Annotated in this window: 12 protein-coding genes and 2 tRNA genes; 9 read left to right on the forward strand and 5 right to left on the reverse strand. The window is 57.1% G+C overall.

The window, feature by feature from the left end:
* Positions 1-320: 320 nt before the first annotated feature.
* Positions 321-2156 carry a hypothetical protein gene (locus ACO6TI_RS27660; protein ID WP_422383789.1) on the forward strand — a complete coding sequence of 612 codons (1836 nt, stop codon included), beginning with the start codon at positions 321-323 and terminating at the stop codon, positions 2154-2156.
* Between the two features lie 38 nt (positions 2157-2194).
* Here the strand turns inward: ACO6TI_RS27660 and ACO6TI_RS27665 are convergent, their stop codons facing one another.
* On the reverse strand, positions 2195-2812 hold the full coding sequence (locus ACO6TI_RS27665; protein ID WP_104703802.1) for a TetR/AcrR family transcriptional regulator: 618 nt from the start codon (positions 2810-2812) through the stop codon (positions 2195-2197).
* An 87-nt stretch (positions 2813-2899) separates the two neighbouring features.
* On the opposite strand from ACO6TI_RS27665, the gene ACO6TI_RS27670 reads away from it, so the two are divergent.
* On the forward strand, positions 2900-3685 hold the full coding sequence (locus ACO6TI_RS27670; RefSeq protein WP_196877183.1) for a crotonase/enoyl-CoA hydratase family protein: 786 nt from the start codon (positions 2900-2902) through the stop codon (positions 3683-3685).
* A gap of 46 nt (positions 3686-3731) precedes the next feature.
* Here ACO6TI_RS27670 and ACO6TI_RS27675 read toward each other — a convergent pair whose 3' ends face one another.
* The gene (locus ACO6TI_RS27675) at positions 3732-4181 is read right to left on the reverse strand and encodes a ketosteroid isomerase-related protein (protein WP_055117645.1); all 450 of its coding nucleotides are present in this window, start codon (positions 4179-4181) and stop codon (positions 3732-3734) included.
* Between the two features lie 369 nt (positions 4182-4550).
* Between ACO6TI_RS27675 and ACO6TI_RS27680 the strand changes: the two genes are divergently transcribed.
* From ACO6TI_RS27680 to ACO6TI_RS27710, 7 genes are all read left to right on the forward strand, one after another.
* Positions 4551-4624: transfer RNA gene (locus ACO6TI_RS27680), tRNA-OTHER, on the forward strand.
* Position 4625: 1 nt separating this feature from the next.
* Positions 4626-4690: transfer RNA gene (locus tag ACO6TI_RS27685), tRNA-Arg, on the forward strand.
* Positions 4691-5103: 413 nt separating this feature from the next.
* A complete protein-coding gene (locus tag ACO6TI_RS27690; protein ID WP_144436047.1) occupies positions 5104-6258 on the forward strand; it encodes a slipin family protein in 1155 nt (384 codons plus the stop codon).
* A gap of 131 nt (positions 6259-6389) precedes the next feature.
* A complete protein-coding gene (locus ACO6TI_RS27695) occupies positions 6390-6947 on the forward strand; it encodes an RNA 2'-phosphotransferase (RefSeq protein ID WP_104703936.1) in 558 nt (185 codons plus the stop codon).
* 73 nt (positions 6948-7020) lie between these two features.
* Entirely contained in the window at positions 7021-8514 is a 1494-nt protein-coding gene (locus ACO6TI_RS27700) for an MFS transporter (protein WP_422383790.1), read from the forward strand.
* A gap of 131 nt (positions 8515-8645) precedes the next feature.
* On the forward strand, positions 8646-9548 hold the full coding sequence (locus ACO6TI_RS27705) for a M91 family zinc metallopeptidase (protein ID WP_282044966.1): 903 nt from the start codon (positions 8646-8648) through the stop codon (positions 9546-9548).
* Between the two features lie 13 nt (positions 9549-9561).
* Positions 9562-10185, forward strand: coding sequence for a hypothetical protein (locus tag ACO6TI_RS27710; protein ID WP_422383791.1), 624 nt, complete (start codon positions 9562-9564; stop codon positions 10183-10185).
* 17 nt (positions 10186-10202) lie between these two features.
* On the opposite strand, the gene ACO6TI_RS27715 is transcribed toward ACO6TI_RS27710, so the two are convergent.
* The 3 genes from ACO6TI_RS27715 to dnaG form a co-directional block, all read right to left on the reverse strand.
* Entirely contained in the window at positions 10203-11561 is a 1359-nt protein-coding gene (locus ACO6TI_RS27715) for a DUF930 domain-containing protein (RefSeq protein WP_422383792.1), read from the reverse strand.
* Positions 11562-11773: 212 nt separating this feature from the next.
* A complete protein-coding gene (gene rpoD / locus ACO6TI_RS27720) occupies positions 11774-13771 on the reverse strand; it encodes an RNA polymerase sigma factor RpoD (protein ID WP_029061012.1) in 1998 nt (665 codons plus the stop codon).
* A 500-nt stretch (positions 13772-14271) separates the two neighbouring features.
* A complete protein-coding gene (gene dnaG, locus ACO6TI_RS27725; protein WP_422383793.1) occupies positions 14272-16200 on the reverse strand; it encodes a DNA primase in 1929 nt (642 codons plus the stop codon).
* Between the last annotated feature and the right edge of the window lie 179 nt (positions 16201-16379).

Below are 16379 nucleotides of genomic sequence, written 5' to 3' on the forward strand. Positions count from 1 at the left end.
ATACGAGGGCAGACGAAAGCTGGCATTTCAGGGGTCCTGTAACCATTGCACGCCGTATTTCAGGTGTGACGCCGGGGACAGGATCTGAGCGTGAGCAAACGTCAGACCGGGTTAAGTGTGGCAGACGACCATCACGCCCGGTCCCGACTGGCATTGCAGCTGGACGGGCGTGGGAGAAAACGGCAATTCTGGTGAGGACGTGTGTTTATGCTATTGATATTTAATGATTTTATTTTTCGAGCGAATGTCGCGACGATAAAAACGCACTTGCTCCCTTTGTCGGCATCTCCTGATGGCCCGAACGTGATCGGGTCGATCATATGACATTCAGATTCTCGCCGACGTTCGAACCTGGTACACCGCTGTCTTCCCTGGCTGCTTATAGTGTCTTACTTGTTCTGACAGTCCTGATATCGGCCTTCGGCACCGGACGGGCATCCGCCGACTGGATTAATCTCACCGGTGCCGAAACATCGCCGAACATTGCCGAGATCATCGTTCGCGAAGACCGGGTTCACGTCGTTCTGCAATTGTTTGTCGACGACCTTGAAAGCATGGAAGAGCTGCTTTCCGATGATGCGCTGCGCGAAAAAGGCGTTGAACCGCCACCGATGGACGAAAGGATGGAACGCTTCAGCCAGGAGAAATTTCAGGTCATCGTCGATGGCACGACCAACCTGACTGCCCAACTGCGCTTTTCCAAACCCAGGCTTCGCAAAGACCGTTCCTCGCCAGTCAGTGGCATCGTTCATCCGCTCACACGACAAAGCGCGCCCGAACCGCCGGACGACAAACGCATTCTCCATGCCGAACTTGACTATTTCTTCGACCGAAAGCCGAAAACCCTGACGTTCATCCCTCCTCTGGATGAGAACGGCCGCGCCTCGCTCGATATGGGATTTATCGTATACCACGAGAGTGTTCCCGTTATCGATTTCCGCTATCTCACCGGTCCGGTCAAGCTGAACCTCAATTGGGAAGACCCCTGGTTTTCTGCCTTCGACAATCCCAACCTGAAGCGCCATCACCGCTGGCCGATCATGTCATTCCTCTATGTCGAACCCCGTGAAGTCAGGCACGAAGTCGTGGTCAGGCTTAGGGATCTGGAGGACTGGACCGACCTGAAAGTTGCCAGGAAGACACCGATAACCGTGGAGAAACGAGGCGGCATTCTCAACGCTGTCAACCGCTTCTTTGCCGAGAAAAATCCGGTCATTATTGACGGGTCTCCTGCCTCGGCCACAAGCGTCGGTTCCGATTTCCTCGATCTTTCACTAACCGGTATTCAAGTCATAGACGATGATCGGAACCTGGATCCCGCCACGGCCGTTCTCGGGGTCACCCTGTCCTATCCGGTCGAACGGATGCCGGAAGAAGTCACCACGATATGGGAACTCTTCAGCGACAGAATTGAGCGTGTCCCCGTGACTTCCATCGACCCGGTCGGGCCCTTTCCCACAGAGGTCGGCATAACCGAACCTGCACACAGTTGGACGAACCACCTGCTCAGATATGAGGACCCGCGCGTCGAAGCCGTGCCCGTCTCGGATGAAAGGGCACTTAAGCTCCCGCTGTTGACGATCGTGCTCGCGGTTTTTGCCTTGAACGCGGTTGCCTTTGCAATAAAGGCCCGCAGATGGGCGCGGGCAATTGGAGTGGCAACCGCGATCATACTGGTGGCAGGCGCCGCTTCCACGACCAAGTGGGCGATCGCAACCCTCCCCAACCCCTTTGCGAGCCTGCCCGGCAACATGGAAGCCTCTAACGCGGTCCAGGCCGTTTTTGAAAACGCCAGCGCCGCATTTTATGAAGTTGACGACAATCGTCTTGAAACGGAACTCTCGAAATTCGTTGATCCTGGACTGGCACCGATCGTTTCCACCGAACTGGAACGGGCCAATCGGATCGCGTTGGAGGGAGGGACGACAGCACGAGCCGGCAACATTGGCGAAGTCACCATTTCCGAGATCCGCCCGCTTGATGCTGGCCGCGGTTTTTCGGCAGTTGCTGAATGGTCTGCAGAAGCCATTGGCCAGCACTGGGGCCGCCTTCATCTGCGCGATGTCAACTACCGGGCGCGGATCGACATGATTGAAGACGATCGGGTCTGGCGTCTCGCCGGCCTGACCGACCTCGACATGAAAATTGAGCAATAAAGGTGAGGTGACAGGACGTCTTGGACTGACGATCACCATTATCCCATCGATTTGACAGAGGGTTTCCCGGCTACCGGACCTTTCTGCATGGCACCCAGGACCAGCGCGCTGGCGGCGTTGCCCGCAGCTTCCGCATAGTCCGCGTCACGATGCACAAGGATCGTTGAAAATGCACCGTCCAGGAGCAGGACGATGTGACGTGCCAGGGCCTCCGGCTGTTCGAGGTCAACGGCTTGAAATTCTTCCGTGAGCCAGGTCTCGAACTTTTTCTTGTGCGCCGCACCGACTTTCATGGCCGGATGTCCGGGCATGTTGGCAAGCTCCGCTGCGGTGCGCAGGAAGCCGCACCCTTTCCATTTGGGATGACGGGCAGAAACAGCAATCTGAGAGAAGATCGCGGCAACCTTGTCAGGCAGTCCGCCGTCAGCTTCCGAAAACCACTTCCTGTAAAGCGTCAGGTTAGGCTGGTCGCGCGACACCAGATAGGCTTCGACCAGATCATCCTTGCTCTTGAAGTGGTAGTAGACGGTCTTTTTGGTGATGCCCGCCTTCTCGGCGATGTTGTCGAGGCTGACGGCACGAATTCCTTCTGAATAAAACAGCTTGTTGGCGGCCGTCAGGATACGATCCCGCGCATTGGGAGTTGGTCTGCTCATCCGGTAAGTATACTCACCAGTGAATATACATCAATGGCGGTCACAGCTAACGTTTTTTGGTGAATACAAATTCAGGAAACAGATGAAATGACCGATACCGTCCTATTCGATCAACGCGGTGCCATTGCGCTCTTGACGATCAACCGGCCTGAAAGGCTCAACGCGCTCAACTACGCCACCAATGATCTCGTCCTTCACTATCTCGACGAGATCGAACGAAACGACAGCATTCGAGCCATAGTGATAACAGGAGCCGGCAACAGGGCCTTTTCCGCCGGTGGAGACATCCACGAATTTGCCCGCAGCATTGACGCCGGACCGGACATTGCGGTTCGTGATTTCTGCAGGCGCGGACAGCTGATGACAGGCCGCCTCGAAGCTTTTCCAAAACCGATCATTGCCGCAGTCAACGGACTTGCCTATGGCGGCGGCTGTGAAATCACCGAAGCTGTCCATCTGGCGGTGGCCAGCAGGGACGCGTTGTTCGCGAAGCCGGAAATCAATATAGGCATTCCACCGACCTTCGGCGGAACCCAGAGGCTGCCGCGTCTGGCAGGGCGCAAACGCGCGCTTGAACTTCTTCTGACCGGAGACAGCTTCACGGCGACGAGAGCCTATGAGCTTGGATTGGTCAATCTTGTTGTTTCACCGGACAAGGTGCTCGAGGCGGCATTCGACCTGGCAGGTCGCATATTGCGCCACTCGCCCCACGCCGCCGCACGGATCATTTCAGCGGTCACGCGCGGATTGAATACGAGCATCGCGGAAGGTTTGTCGATCGAGTGCGAGCAATTTGCCCGCATGGCAGCAACACCGGACGTTCATGAAGGATTGAACGCCTGGATCGAGCGCAGATCACCCGACTACGGTTGAGCACGAAACGACGGACGGACTGGCTAGGGCTGACGGCGTCTCGCCCTCAGGTTTCCCCGGTCAGGTCACCCGTTTCACCTTCTTCTGCAGACTTTACCTGATCGATCCAGTTCTGAAGGTTGTAATAGGTGGTAATGCGGGCGATCCGGCCGTCGCGGATTTCAAAGAAACTTCCCGCCGGAAGATCGTAGGTTTGGCCATGCGCCGGAGGCAGGTCCTCGTCCGTGTTGATATAGGTGCCGTGAACTATGAATTCGGCGGCAGCACGTGTTCCTTCCTCATTTACGAACAGGACAATATCCGAAAGGCGCTCCTTGTAACACCGCGACATGTGAACGTTGAACGACCAGAATTTGTCCTTGCCGACCCGCCGCTCACCCTGATTGACCTCATGAATGAGATCTTCCGTAACAAGGCTTTCCATCTTCTTGGTGTCACCGGCATTGAATGCGGCAAAATAGGTGTCGATCAGAAAGCGGGACTGTTTGTTTGGCATGACAACTCGCACGGATTGGTTCGCAACTCTGCGGCGAGTTTGCCTGCCGTTAGGGTGTCGCGCAAGGGGGATGGCTTCCGCCGGTCTACAATGCCTTGCCTGTCGAAATCCCGTGTTCTTTACCCGTCTGCCGAGCTCAATGCCTAAATCCAGTATAGTTGTAAAACAGCAACATATTGTGATGCAAATGCACCACATTCGGCATGGCACGGAATTACCACTTGCAGCCACTCGAGAAAACGAGGTATCACCACGGCACCGATCAAGAGGTTGGCACAGACATCAACGGTTAGGCCGTTTTTCTGCCGCCCGCGTGATCCGGCCCTGCCGAGTTTACGTACGGATGCTGTTCTGACAGATCGGAGATCCGCGCATGAAGTTCAACGGTTGAACGCCGGGATGTAACCCGGAGGCAACAGGTTCGACTCCTGTCATGTGTACCATGGAAAGCTCAGTAGGTAGAGCATCGGACTGCGAATCCGACGGTCGCGGGTTCAACTCCCGCTCCACAACCCGGCCTTGAAAACCGGACTGGCTTCTTAAGCCGGCAGCTTTAGGTGCTGTTCAAATCATAGGGGATCTGAAGGGATCTTGCGGACGCAGGACGTGTAGCCCTGTCTTCGGACAAGGCGAGCGGATTGCCGACGCCAGGCGCCCTCGCCCGGTTGCCGTCGAAGGCTGTGCTGCGATTTTGCTGGACGTACCCCTTTTCGAAGGGGCGCAACCCGTCTCATCGCCGCAAGGCCCTCTGGCCGGGAACCCGTCGGGAGCCCTCGTGCACCCTTCAGGTCTCCACAATATCGCTTAGTGTTTTTCGCCCCGGATCGCCCGACAGGCGTACCGGAAACCACCAACTGCAAACAGAACATCAATGTGAAGAAAGGACAGCCAGGTGCCCTAGCGCTATGGAAGGAGTATTGAAATGATGACTATTCTCGACAAGATCCGCGGGCGGACCCGCGTGGTAATTTCCGAAAACGAACGGGCGCTTCACCTCGTAAACGGTGAGCTCCAGGGCATACTTGAACCGGGTGTCCACAGCCTGAAAAACGGACGTGGCACACTGGTGGTCGAACGTCATTCTATGGCGGTGCCCGAGTTCCGTTCCGGTTACGAGAAGGCGCTCTTCGATAAACTCCCAGACGTGGTTGAAAAGCACTTGACCGTCGTGCGGACCCGGTCCGCCGAAGTGGCGGTTGTCGACCGGGACGGCCGGGTTCACAAGGTTCTGGGTCCTGACGAAAGGCTCGTTCTGTGGACGGATACAGGACCGTGGACCTGGGAACTGATCGACACGCAGGACCAGCCGGAGCTGACGCAGAAACTGCTGCGCCGGTTGGGCGATGCGAAGCAGACGCAGCAGTTTGAAATCGTTCGGGTGAGCGAGGGAAGTGTTGCACTGCTGTTTGTCGACGGTGTCCTTACCCGGACACTTCAGGCTGGTGTGTATGCGTTCTGGAAGGCCGGTCGGTCTTTGACGCAAAAGCTCATCGATCTGAAACGGCAGAGCCTCGATGTCACTGGCCAGGAAGTGCTGACGCTTGATCGTGTCACGATCCGGATCAACCTGTCTGCGGAATTCCGCGTGGTTGACCCGGTCAAGGCCGCCCAGGAGGTCAAGGACTTCACTGACACGCTGCACCGGGCGCTGCAGATGGTGTTCCGGAAACAGCTCGGTGCGCTGAAGCTTGACCAGATCCTCGAACGCAAGGGCGAGGTCAATGCGGAAGCAACTGCGCGGATCAAGTCGGACATGGCTGCGATCGGTGTCGAGATCCACGATATCGTCCTGAAGGATGTCATCCTGCCCGGCGAAATGCGTGAGATCCTCAACAAGGTGGTGACGGCTGAAAAAGAGGCCGAAGCCAACGTGATCCGGCGCCGGGAAGAAACCAACGCAACCCGTTCGCTTTTGAACACCGCCAAGGTCATGGCCGAAAACCCGGTCATGCTGCGGTTGAAGGAACTGGAAGCGCTGGAATCCATTGCCGGCAAGGTGGATCGCCTGACGGTCCACAACGGCACCGGTGGCCTGATGAACGATCTCGTCAGGCTTCGCGACGACAGCGCGGCATAAGATAGGATGGCGCGGGGCAACCCGCGCCGTTTTCCTTCCCGCCGCCATTCCGGGACCATTGGCATCAATATCCAGACTGACCCTTTTCCCCGCCGGAGCGGTCAAACGCCCGGCAAAATCGATTAATGAAAATGACAAACGACAAGAAAATTTCCAAACAGATGTCGTTCTGGCTGCGGCACTGCCCCGAAGACGCCGGACTTGAGCTGTCGGAAGCCGGTTGGACCGACGTCACCGCTCTCCTGAGCGCACTTGGTGAAAAAGGCATCGCATGCGACCTGAAGCGGCTGGTGGAAGTCGTCGCCCGCAATGACAAGAAACGCTTCGAGTTTTCCGATGACGGCCAGTCCATTCGAGCCAGGCAAGGACACTCGATTGAAGTCGATCTCGGCTTGCTTCCGATGGTTCCACCGGACTTTCTGTTTCATGGGACGGCGGAGCGGTATCTGAATTCAATCATGCGGGACGGTCTGAAGCCGATGAACCGACACCACGTCCATTTGTCAGGTGATCCGGCGACGGCCAAAATGGTCGGAAAACGTCACGGAAAACCGATAGTCCTCAATGTAGCGGCCGGAAAGATGGCTCGAAACAGGCACAAATTCTACTGCACGGCCAACGGTGTCTGGCTTGTAGATACTGTCCCTCCCCAATTCCTGTCTCTTGTAGAAGACACCGCGTCGATCTGAATAAAATAATAAATTGCTTTCTTTATATGGCAACCTAATATAGAAAGATAACTCTTTCTTTATTGAGGCCGCCATGTCTGTCAGTTCACCAGCGCAATCGCCTGCAACCGGAAATGTAGCCAATTCTGCATTGTTCTCACCCGACAGGATTGCCGGCACGATTGCACTCATCCTTGGCGTCGGCTCCCATGCCCTGAACGGTTTCGTGACGACAGCCGTTCTGCCGGACATCATTCGGGAACTCGGAGGGCAGAACAGGGCATTCTGGGTTTTCAGTTCTTTTGAAATGATGGCCATTCTGGCCGGGTGTCTGACAGGCGCAACAAAGGTGCGGCTGGGGGCCCGGTTGCCGTTCATGGTGGCAACATCCCTCCTTGCAGGCGGCTCTGTCCTGGCAGGCCTGAGCACCTCTCTGGAGGGCCTAATCGCCGGGCGCGCCGTGCAAGGATTTGGTGAAGGCATGATTGTCGCGCTCTGTTATTCGCTGATCCCGGATCTGTTTCCGAACAATGTTGCTCCGCGAGTGTTTGCGATGCTGGCCGGTGTCTGGGCCCTGGCCGCCGGCATCGGTCCTGTATCGGCAGGATTGCTCACGGAACTCTGGTCGTGGCGCGCTGCTTTCCTGATCAACATCCCGCTGACTGTCCTGCTGTTCCTGCTGATGAATTCAGCATTGCCTGCCCGGTCTCGCGCGGAGCCGGATAAAAAAGCTGTTGATACCGGTCGAAGAGGCGGTGACCGGATGGTGCTGCGTTTCACCCTTCTGACTGCCAGCATTCTTCTTTTGACAATGATCGGTGAAGTCCACCAGCCATTGCCGCTCGCCGCGACGATCCTGACAGGATTGATTGCGGCAGCATTGTTGTTGAAAATCGATCGCGTCAGTGTTCAGCGCCTTTTTCCGCTCAACGCCTTCAAGGCACGGACGGTCATAGGTCTGGGCACCTGGATCGTGTTTCTGATCTCGGTCTCGGCTGCCGTCCGTGCCGTTTTCATCACGACATTTGGTCAGGTCTACTGGGACTTGAGCGTCACACAGGCAAGTTATGTCGCTGCCGGCCTTGCTTTTTCCTGGTCCTTTTTCGCCTGGGTTTCGTCGAAGGCCCCCTCAAGACGAAGAGAACTCAACTACCTCGTGCTCGGTCCGCTTCTGATCGTTGCGGGAATGGTGATGACGGCCGCATCGATTGTGATGGCTTCGCTGCCGACTTTCGCTCTCGCAGCCATTGTCACCGGTGCCGGTCACGGACTGAGCAATCAGATCCTGCTTCGGTCTTTGATGTACACCGCCGGCAACCGGGAACAGGATCTTGTATCGAGCATTCTGCCGACGCTGTCGTCTGCCGGCATTGCCATCGGTGGCGGATTGACCGGGCTGATCGCAGTACTCACCGGGCTGGTAAGCGCAGGAGACACCACGCTTGTCTCTGCCGAGGCGGTTTCCCGGTCCGGGGCCGCGATTTTTTACATCAACGCCGCGCTGACAATCGTGCCGACCTGCGCGATGCTGGTTCTCCGGCACAGGCTCATTGGGCTGGAAGCAAGCGAACGCGTGACTTCGAAGTAGGTGAATGCGGTCAAGAAGCACTCCCCGCCTGCAGAAAATGACAACCGCGCAAAGTGTGACGCAGCGGCATTGACTAAACGAGCGGGACAGCCGAAAATTTTCGCAAGATATTTTCAAGAACTGGTTTGTCCATGAAGTTTCCAGCAGCGCGCATTCTTTTCGATATGCATACTTGCCCGATGTGCATGGGCGTTCCCGCTCCCATTGTATGGAAGGGCGCGTGGACCGTGATAACCGGGATGTCACCGCAAGCGCGCGTGACCGACCTGTGCGTCTGTGTCGGCCCGCCTCCCCCCATCGGTGGCGACCCGATCGTGACCGGCGCCTGGAATGTACTGGTGGAAAAATTGCCAGCCGCACGGATGACGGACCTGACATTGAAAGCCGGATCCATCGTTACCGGGTACCCGCGCGTGCTTATCGGCATGAGTGCCGGCGGCGGAGCCGGTGGCGGCGCTGGCGGTGGAGCAGCGGCCGGACCCGGCCCTGTCGGCACAACCAATGTCGGGCCCTCCATCAAGATCGAGGGCACAGAAGAATTCCGGGAAAAAACCGTTCAGGCACTGGCCAAGATTGCCCAGACGCCATCCGGGGCAAAGTTGCTGAACGATCTCCACAAGTCCGGCAAGACGATCACGATCAAGGAGACATCCGGCGGCAACAAGGTCACCGGCTTCAACAGCGACGGTAAACTCGATTCCAGCGGCAAGCCGGGATCCGGCTGCGACACCACTGTGCATTACAATCCGAACCGGACCACCCTCGGCTCGGACGAAGCCTGGAAAACACGCCCTCCGGAAATCGGACTTGCCCATGAGCTGATCCACGCGCAACACGCCGCGGATGGTGAACTGGACTTTTCAAAGGTGGACAATGACAGCAAACCAGATCCGTCTGATCCGACCAAGAAAGCCAAGGTCATCAAGGAAGAAGCCAGAACCGTCGGTTTCCCGCCACACGACAAGGAACCTTACAGCGAGAACAAGATCCGCGATGAATGGGATCCCAAGCAACCTCAACGTCCATACTATTAATCGGCGCAATTTCATGGCAGGTCTGACGGCGTTCGGCCTCACCTGCGCTATCGAGAAAAAGGCGGCAGCAATGTCAGCAATCACGAACCAGAACAGCGACATGACCCTGTCTGCGCACCTGCGCGAGGACAAGGGTCTGCTGCTGCTGACCTATCAGGTAAACAATACGTCCGGCAGAACCATGTATCTCTTCGACGTTCTGCACGGCGAGTTTGACGGTTCCGCCTACCCGCTCGTTGATGCCTGCTATGCGACGATCGAACAGGGTCAGCTGGTTCTGAGCCGGCAGATCATCACAGTCCCGGACGACATCCTGGTCGAATCGGAAAACATACCCTTCGTCACGGCAATCAAGCCGGGCTTCTCGGTCGAAAAGACCGTCCGGCAGGTTCAGCCTGTCTTTCCCTGGACGCCCTACACCGACCACGACAGCATTCCCGAAGCAAAGGGGGTGATGAAATTGAATGTCTGGTTCCGGCTGGGTTATTTTCTGGGCGTCGACGGCACAAACGATCTGGTAAAAGCCATGCCGACCGATCAGGGCACGCGAGCTGCCTTCGACCCGTTCCCCTTCGAGTCCCAGAAGTTGCTCATGACCGGGCCACTCGGATCGGTCGATGTCTACGATCTGAAGTAGAGCACGCGGGTTGTCACTCAGAACTGGGTCAATCCCCGGCGAAGCCATTGGGACTGGGGTATTTCGTTCCCGATTCTGAAACTGAATCTTTCCACTCTTCTCACGTCACTATCCGTTTCGCATCTGAAGGACACGTCGAACCAGCGACCAAGGCTGCGGAAGGCCGCATTGCGAGGTTCCAGCACACTGCCGGGCTGCGGCCGAAATGACGGCAGAAGCTCAGGTGGCACCGCACTGGCTGCCGACAGTTGAGCGCGCAACTCGGTCATGCACAACAGATTGAGACGTTGACCCGGTGACATGCCGCGCATTGCGGTTTGGGATCGCTGATTGTCCAGCAGTGTCCTGGAAAAAAGCTGCCTTGCCTGGACATGACCCGGGCGACGAACGGCGACGGACGACGGTGACGAAGTCGGCGGCGTTGCCCGCGCGACCCTGCGTGCAGGCTTGGGCGCCGGAGCCGCTTGCGTCAAGATCGGCCCAACCGTTCCGAAATCATCCGGTGCAATTTCGTCCGCCTCGCCCACATCGGTCTCGGCCTCTGTTCCGGCTTCCGCTTCCGCCACAGGTTTGGGCTCGGGTGCAGGCGTTTCCGCGGTCCCGGTGTCGTTTACCGGTCCGGCCAAAGGATCGAAATCCTCAGCGACCTCAGTTTCGATAACAGTTTCTGGTTCTGGGTCAGCCTCGGGCTCCACCTGGGTCTCAACCTCAACCTCGGGCTCCACCTCGGTTTCGACTTCGGTCTCCGGCTCCGGCTCCGGCTCTGGCTCTGGCTCTGGCTCTGGCTCTGGCTCTGGCTCTGGCTCTGGCTCTGGCTCTGGCTCTGTGAAATCTTCAGCTTCCTCTGTGTCAAGGTCCGCAGTTTCCTGCGCTTCCTCGCGAGGTTCGCTTTCCTCCAGTTCAGGGACCTCCTCTTCAACAACCTCTTCCAGCGGTTCGGTGACGGGTTCCTGCTCGTTGTTCTGAGATTCGGAATCTTCTTCGGCAAATTCCTCGACTGGCTGCAGAACTGGTGCAGGTGTCTCCTCTTCCGCCTCTGCAGCAGGCGTCGGCTCGGGAGCCTGCTCTTCTGTTTCCTGTTCTTCAGGTGCCGGTTCGGGAGGCTGGTTTTCAGCTTCTTCTTCTGCCGCCGCAGGCTCTTCATCTGCAGAATTCTCTTCGGCCGGTTCTGGCAGCTCAAGCGCGGGAACAGTGACGATCTCCACCTCGATAGGCTCTTGTGCCGGCTCAGTGACATACCCGGAGATACCGCCCAGCAGCACGAGTCCCAGCAATCCGTGCAGCACCAGGGAGGTCATCAGCCCCCAGGCAAATGCTTGCCGATCTTCCGTTGCCGCCTCTGTCATCGGACGGTTGGTATCTGCGGTTATGGCCAAAAATGAGCCCTCGAACGGAAGTCTTCGATCAAACAGAACATTTCCGGGAAAGGTGGAGATCGGAGTTCTGTCTGGAATTACGTCAAACTTGAAGACTAGAGCGTATCAACAGATTTTTAAGTTGGAAAACGCTCCAAAATCCACATGCTCCCAAACAAAAAACCCGGCATGGCAGCCGGGTTTTTAAAAAATGCGAGACGTCGACCGGCCTCTTAACTGTCCAGGAACGAGCGCAGCTTGCGCGAACGGCTCGGGTGCTTCAGCTTCCGGAGCGCCTTGGCCTCGATCTGGCGAATACGCTCGCGCGTCACCGAGAACTGCTGACCGACTTCTTCCAGCGTATGGTCGGTGTTCATGCCGATGCCGAAACGCATGCGAAGAACACGTTCCTCGCGTGGTGTCAGCGAAGCAAGCACCCGCGTGGTGGTTTCGCGCAGGTTCGACTGGATCGCCGCATCGATCGGCAGGACCGCGTTCTTGTCCTCGATGAAATCGCCGAGGTGGGAATCTTCCTCGTCCCCGATCGGGGTTTCGAGGGAAATCGGCTCCTTGGCAATCTTCAGAACCTTGCGGACCTTTTCCAGCGGCATCTGCAACTTTTCGGCAAGTTCTTCCGGGGTCGGCTCACGGCCGATTTCGTGCAGCATCTGGCGCGATGTTCTGACGATCTTGTTGATCGTCTCGATCATGTGCACCGGAATACGAATCGTGCGGGCCTGGTCGGCAATCGAGCGCGTGATCGCCTGCCGGATCCACCAAGTGGCATAGGTGGAGAACTTGTAGCCGCGTCTGTACTCAAATTTGTCAACCGCCTTCATCAGGCCGATATTGCCTTCCTGAATGAGATCCAGGAACTGCAGTCCGCGGTTGGTGTATTTCTTGGCGATGGAAATCACGAGGCGCAGGTTCGCCTCGACCATTTCCTTCTTGGCGATACGTGCTTCGCGCTCACCCTTTTGCACCATTGCCACGATGCGGCGGAATTCGGTGATCTCAAGGCCCGTTTCCGTGGCCAGCGTCTGGATTTCCTGGCGCAGCTCGCGAACGGTTTCCTTTTCCCGGGCGATGAAGTTCTTCCAGCCGCGAGTGGACAGGTTCGCCACCTTGCGAAGCCAGTTCGGGTCCAGTTCCGCACCCTGATACTGCTTCAGAAAATCGGAGCGATCGACGTTGTAGCTGTCAGCAAGGCGCAGCAAGCGGCCTTCATATCCCATCAGGCGCTTGTTGATGTCGTAGAGCTGGGCAACCAGAGCATCGATACGGTTCTGGTTGAGCGACAGGCTCTTCACATCGACGATGATGTCTTCTTTCAGCTTCTTGTAACGGCGCTCCTGGCTCGGTGACAGGGTCTTGTTGGCCAGCTTGTTTTCAACCAGCTGGTCCTGAAGACGGCGCAGTTTCTTGTAGTTGTCCGCAATGTTGTCGAAGGTTTCCAGAACGCCCGGTTTCAGCTCGGCTTCCATCGCGCTGAGGGAGACGTTGGATTCAAACTCGTCGTCGTCATCCTCGTCGCTGTCGCCTTCGCCTTCCTCGTTCTCCGTATCTTCGGAGACGCCGTCCTTGGACTTTTCCTCGCCGGCTTCGCTCGGGGCAACATCGTCATTTGCAACTGCGGGGCCTGCCTTTGCGTCCGGTCCGGCATAAGTGGCTTCCAGGTCGATAATGTCGCGAAGAAGCACCTGGGCTTCGTTGAGTTCATCGCGCCAGATAATGATTGCCTGGAATGTCAGCGGACTTTCGCAAAGACCGGCGATCATGGCTTCCCGACCGGCCTCGATGCGCTTGGCAATCGCGATCTCGCCCTCGCGGGAGAGCAGTTCAACCGACCCCATCTCGCGCAGATACATGCGCACCGGATCGTCGGTTCGGTCGGCGGGTTCTTTGGTATTGGTTGTTTTCGCAACGGCTGTGGTGGTGGTGGTCGCCAATTCGCCGCCATCGACTTCATCCGGGCCGTCTTCAGCGTCTTCGGAGTCGATCACGTTGATACCCATGTCGGAGAGCATGGACATGGTGTCTTCGATCTTCTCTGACGAAACCTGCTCGGAAGGCAGAACTTCGTTCAGCTCGTCATATGTGACGTAGCCGCGCTTCTTGGCGGCTTTGATCATTTTCTTGACAGCGGCATCCGACAGGTCGAGCAGCGGACCGTCCGGTCCGTCCGAGCTTGCTTCCTGTGTCTCGTCTGCTTGTGTCGCTTTGGCTACCATATCGTGCTCCAGTTCGTGACCATCAGGGTCACGCAGCGCCCTATTAACGGCTTCAAACCAACTTACCCTCAGCGCGCCGGCAATACCTGCGGCCGCGTCCGGAAGAATCAGTGTGAATAGGTTTGTAAGCCGTGTCCCTTAAGTCCCAATTAACCGTGCTCTTCACGACATTGACAGTACTCAGCATCAATGAAGCACGCGGCCTTTCAATTTGGCCCTCGCAATTGCAAGCGCCGAAGAGGTATTCAAACGGGTTGCAGCGTTTTTCAGACTATTTGCCGCTAGCTGGCTTTTAAGCTGCGGCGCTTGAGAGCTGCAAAACTTCTATTTAGCTCGGTGCGCACGATTCGCAAGTGTGATTCGTCACCGGTCAATTGGAAAATGCGTTTTTTGTGGTTTTTCACACGTCTACAGGGTGATTTTGCAGCAAAAAAACAATTTCGCCCGCGCTGAGCTCGCCCTCGCATTGGTTTGGACCACGTCCGGCGGCCGCATGGCGGTCATTGTGCCACGGCGACCGGAGGTGCGGTTCTGATTTTCTTGGCGCGTTCTGCAAGATCGGCTTCATCACGCGCACACTCTTCGCGCCTGCGGTTCAAATCCTGTGTCAGGGCCTGGATGCGTGCCCAGGAAAACTCGTCCAGATGTTCATCGGCGGTGACCAACTCGCTGGAAAGCTCCACTTCAAGTGCGGTCAATTCTAGAATATCCAGAAAATGCAGGTACGCCGCCTCGACGAAATCTTCCGGCGGATTGGATTTCAAGAGTGGGAACCGGTGGTTGAGCGCAAAGAACTCCGCCTTGCCCTGCTCCTGCAGACCAATGGTTTCCAACATCAACTCGTGCATGATGTCACGCAGGGGTTCATCGAACGAACCGGTCAGGTCCGCTATCGGCGCCGCTTCCAGATCATCAACGATCCGGCACAGAATATCGCGAAGCTGCCGGTGCAGATCGTTGGTGAACGGCAATCGCGATATGCGCTCGACATTTCTGTCAAGCAGATGCGGAAACCGCATGCACAACCCCAGAACCAGACGCTCTGTTCCAAAGTCGTTGCTGGTGGCAACCCGCTCACGCACCATGCCCAGTCCCGTGGACGTCTCGGCGCTTTTCTTGCCGTCGCGCCGCGATTGCCGGGCCTGCTCGAAAAACAGGTTGGACAGCTTGAATTTCAGGTCGAGTTGATAGCGACGCCTTACCCGTTCGTCCCGGATCGTTCCGATCAGGTCGTCAAAGCGTTTCTCAAGCGCTGCCTTGCGCTCAGGCGTGTCGATACGGGAAACCGAGATTTCGCGCTCCCAGACCGCATCGAACAGTGACTGGGCCTTGCTGACTTCCTGGTGGAACCCGTCCAGCCCGCGCTGCTTGACCAGATCATCCGGATCCATGCCATCGGGCAGAAAGCAGAATTGAAACGAAAAGCCGCTTTTGAGGACCGGAAAGATCCGGTCGATTGCCCGATGTGCGGCAGACACACCGGCAACGTCACCGTCAAAACAGATCACCGGTTCGGGTGCAAATCTCCAGAGCCGGACCACCTGGTCTTCCGTGAAGGCAGTGCCGAGCGACGCGACCACGTGCCGGATTCCTGCCTGCCACAGGGCGACGGCGTCCATATAGCCTTCCACGACCACCGCCTCACCCGTCTTGAAGGCCGGTTCGCGGGCACGATGCGCATTGAAGAGCATGATGCCCTTGTGAAACAGGGGGGTCTCGGGCGAATTCAGATATTTTGGTTGTCCGTCGGGTAACAGTGTCCGCCCGCCAAACGCGACCACTCGGCCCTTGTCATCATGGATCGGGATCATCAGGCGTCCACGAAAACGGTCATAGGAAGGCCGCCCGTCGTCCGGCCGGATGACAAGTCCTGCCTCCACCATTGCAGCTTCCGGAATGTCCCTCGCGGCCAGGAACGTCTTCAGTGCATCGCGGCTGTCGGGGGCAAAACCGAAGCGGAATTCCATCAGTGTCTCGGATGTCAGATCACGTTTGGCAACGTAGGAACGTGCAACTTCGCCTCTGTATCCGGCAAGCTCGGCCTGAAAAAACTGCGCGGCCATTTCGCATATGTCGGCAAGTCCCGCACGCCTCTTCTCCCGCTTGGCCGCTTGCGGATCGGGCGCCGGCAAAGCGACACCTGCCTGTTCGGCAAGGCGTTCAACGGACTCTGGAAAGTTGAGGCCTTCTGTTTCACACAGGAAGGTAAAGTGATCGCCGGACGCACCGCATCCGAAGCACTTGTACCTGTTGCGCCGGTCATCGACATGAAAGCTCGGGCTTTTTTCCTGATGAAACGGACAGCAGGCCCAAAAGTCTCCCTTTCCCGGCTGGGTTTTGCGACGGTCCCACGAGACACGCCGTCCAACGATATCCGAGAGTGTCAGACGGGCGCGGATTTCATCGAGAAGACGCGGTTCAAAACGCATGGAGGACGAACGATCAGCTGTGATTGAATGCTTTTGCCTGACGGTTGGTCTACGCACCTTCAGGATGATCCGACAAAATAGAATGACTTGCCGGTTAGCGCCAGTCTCAGATCTTCACCGGGAGTGGGAAACTGAAGATCTGTTGATAGCCGGGGACAACTTGCAAAGGGTTCCCACTC

Source organism: Roseibium album (assembly GCF_965233825.1).
Classification (GTDB): Bacteria; Pseudomonadota; Alphaproteobacteria; order Rhizobiales; family Stappiaceae; genus Roseibium; species Roseibium album.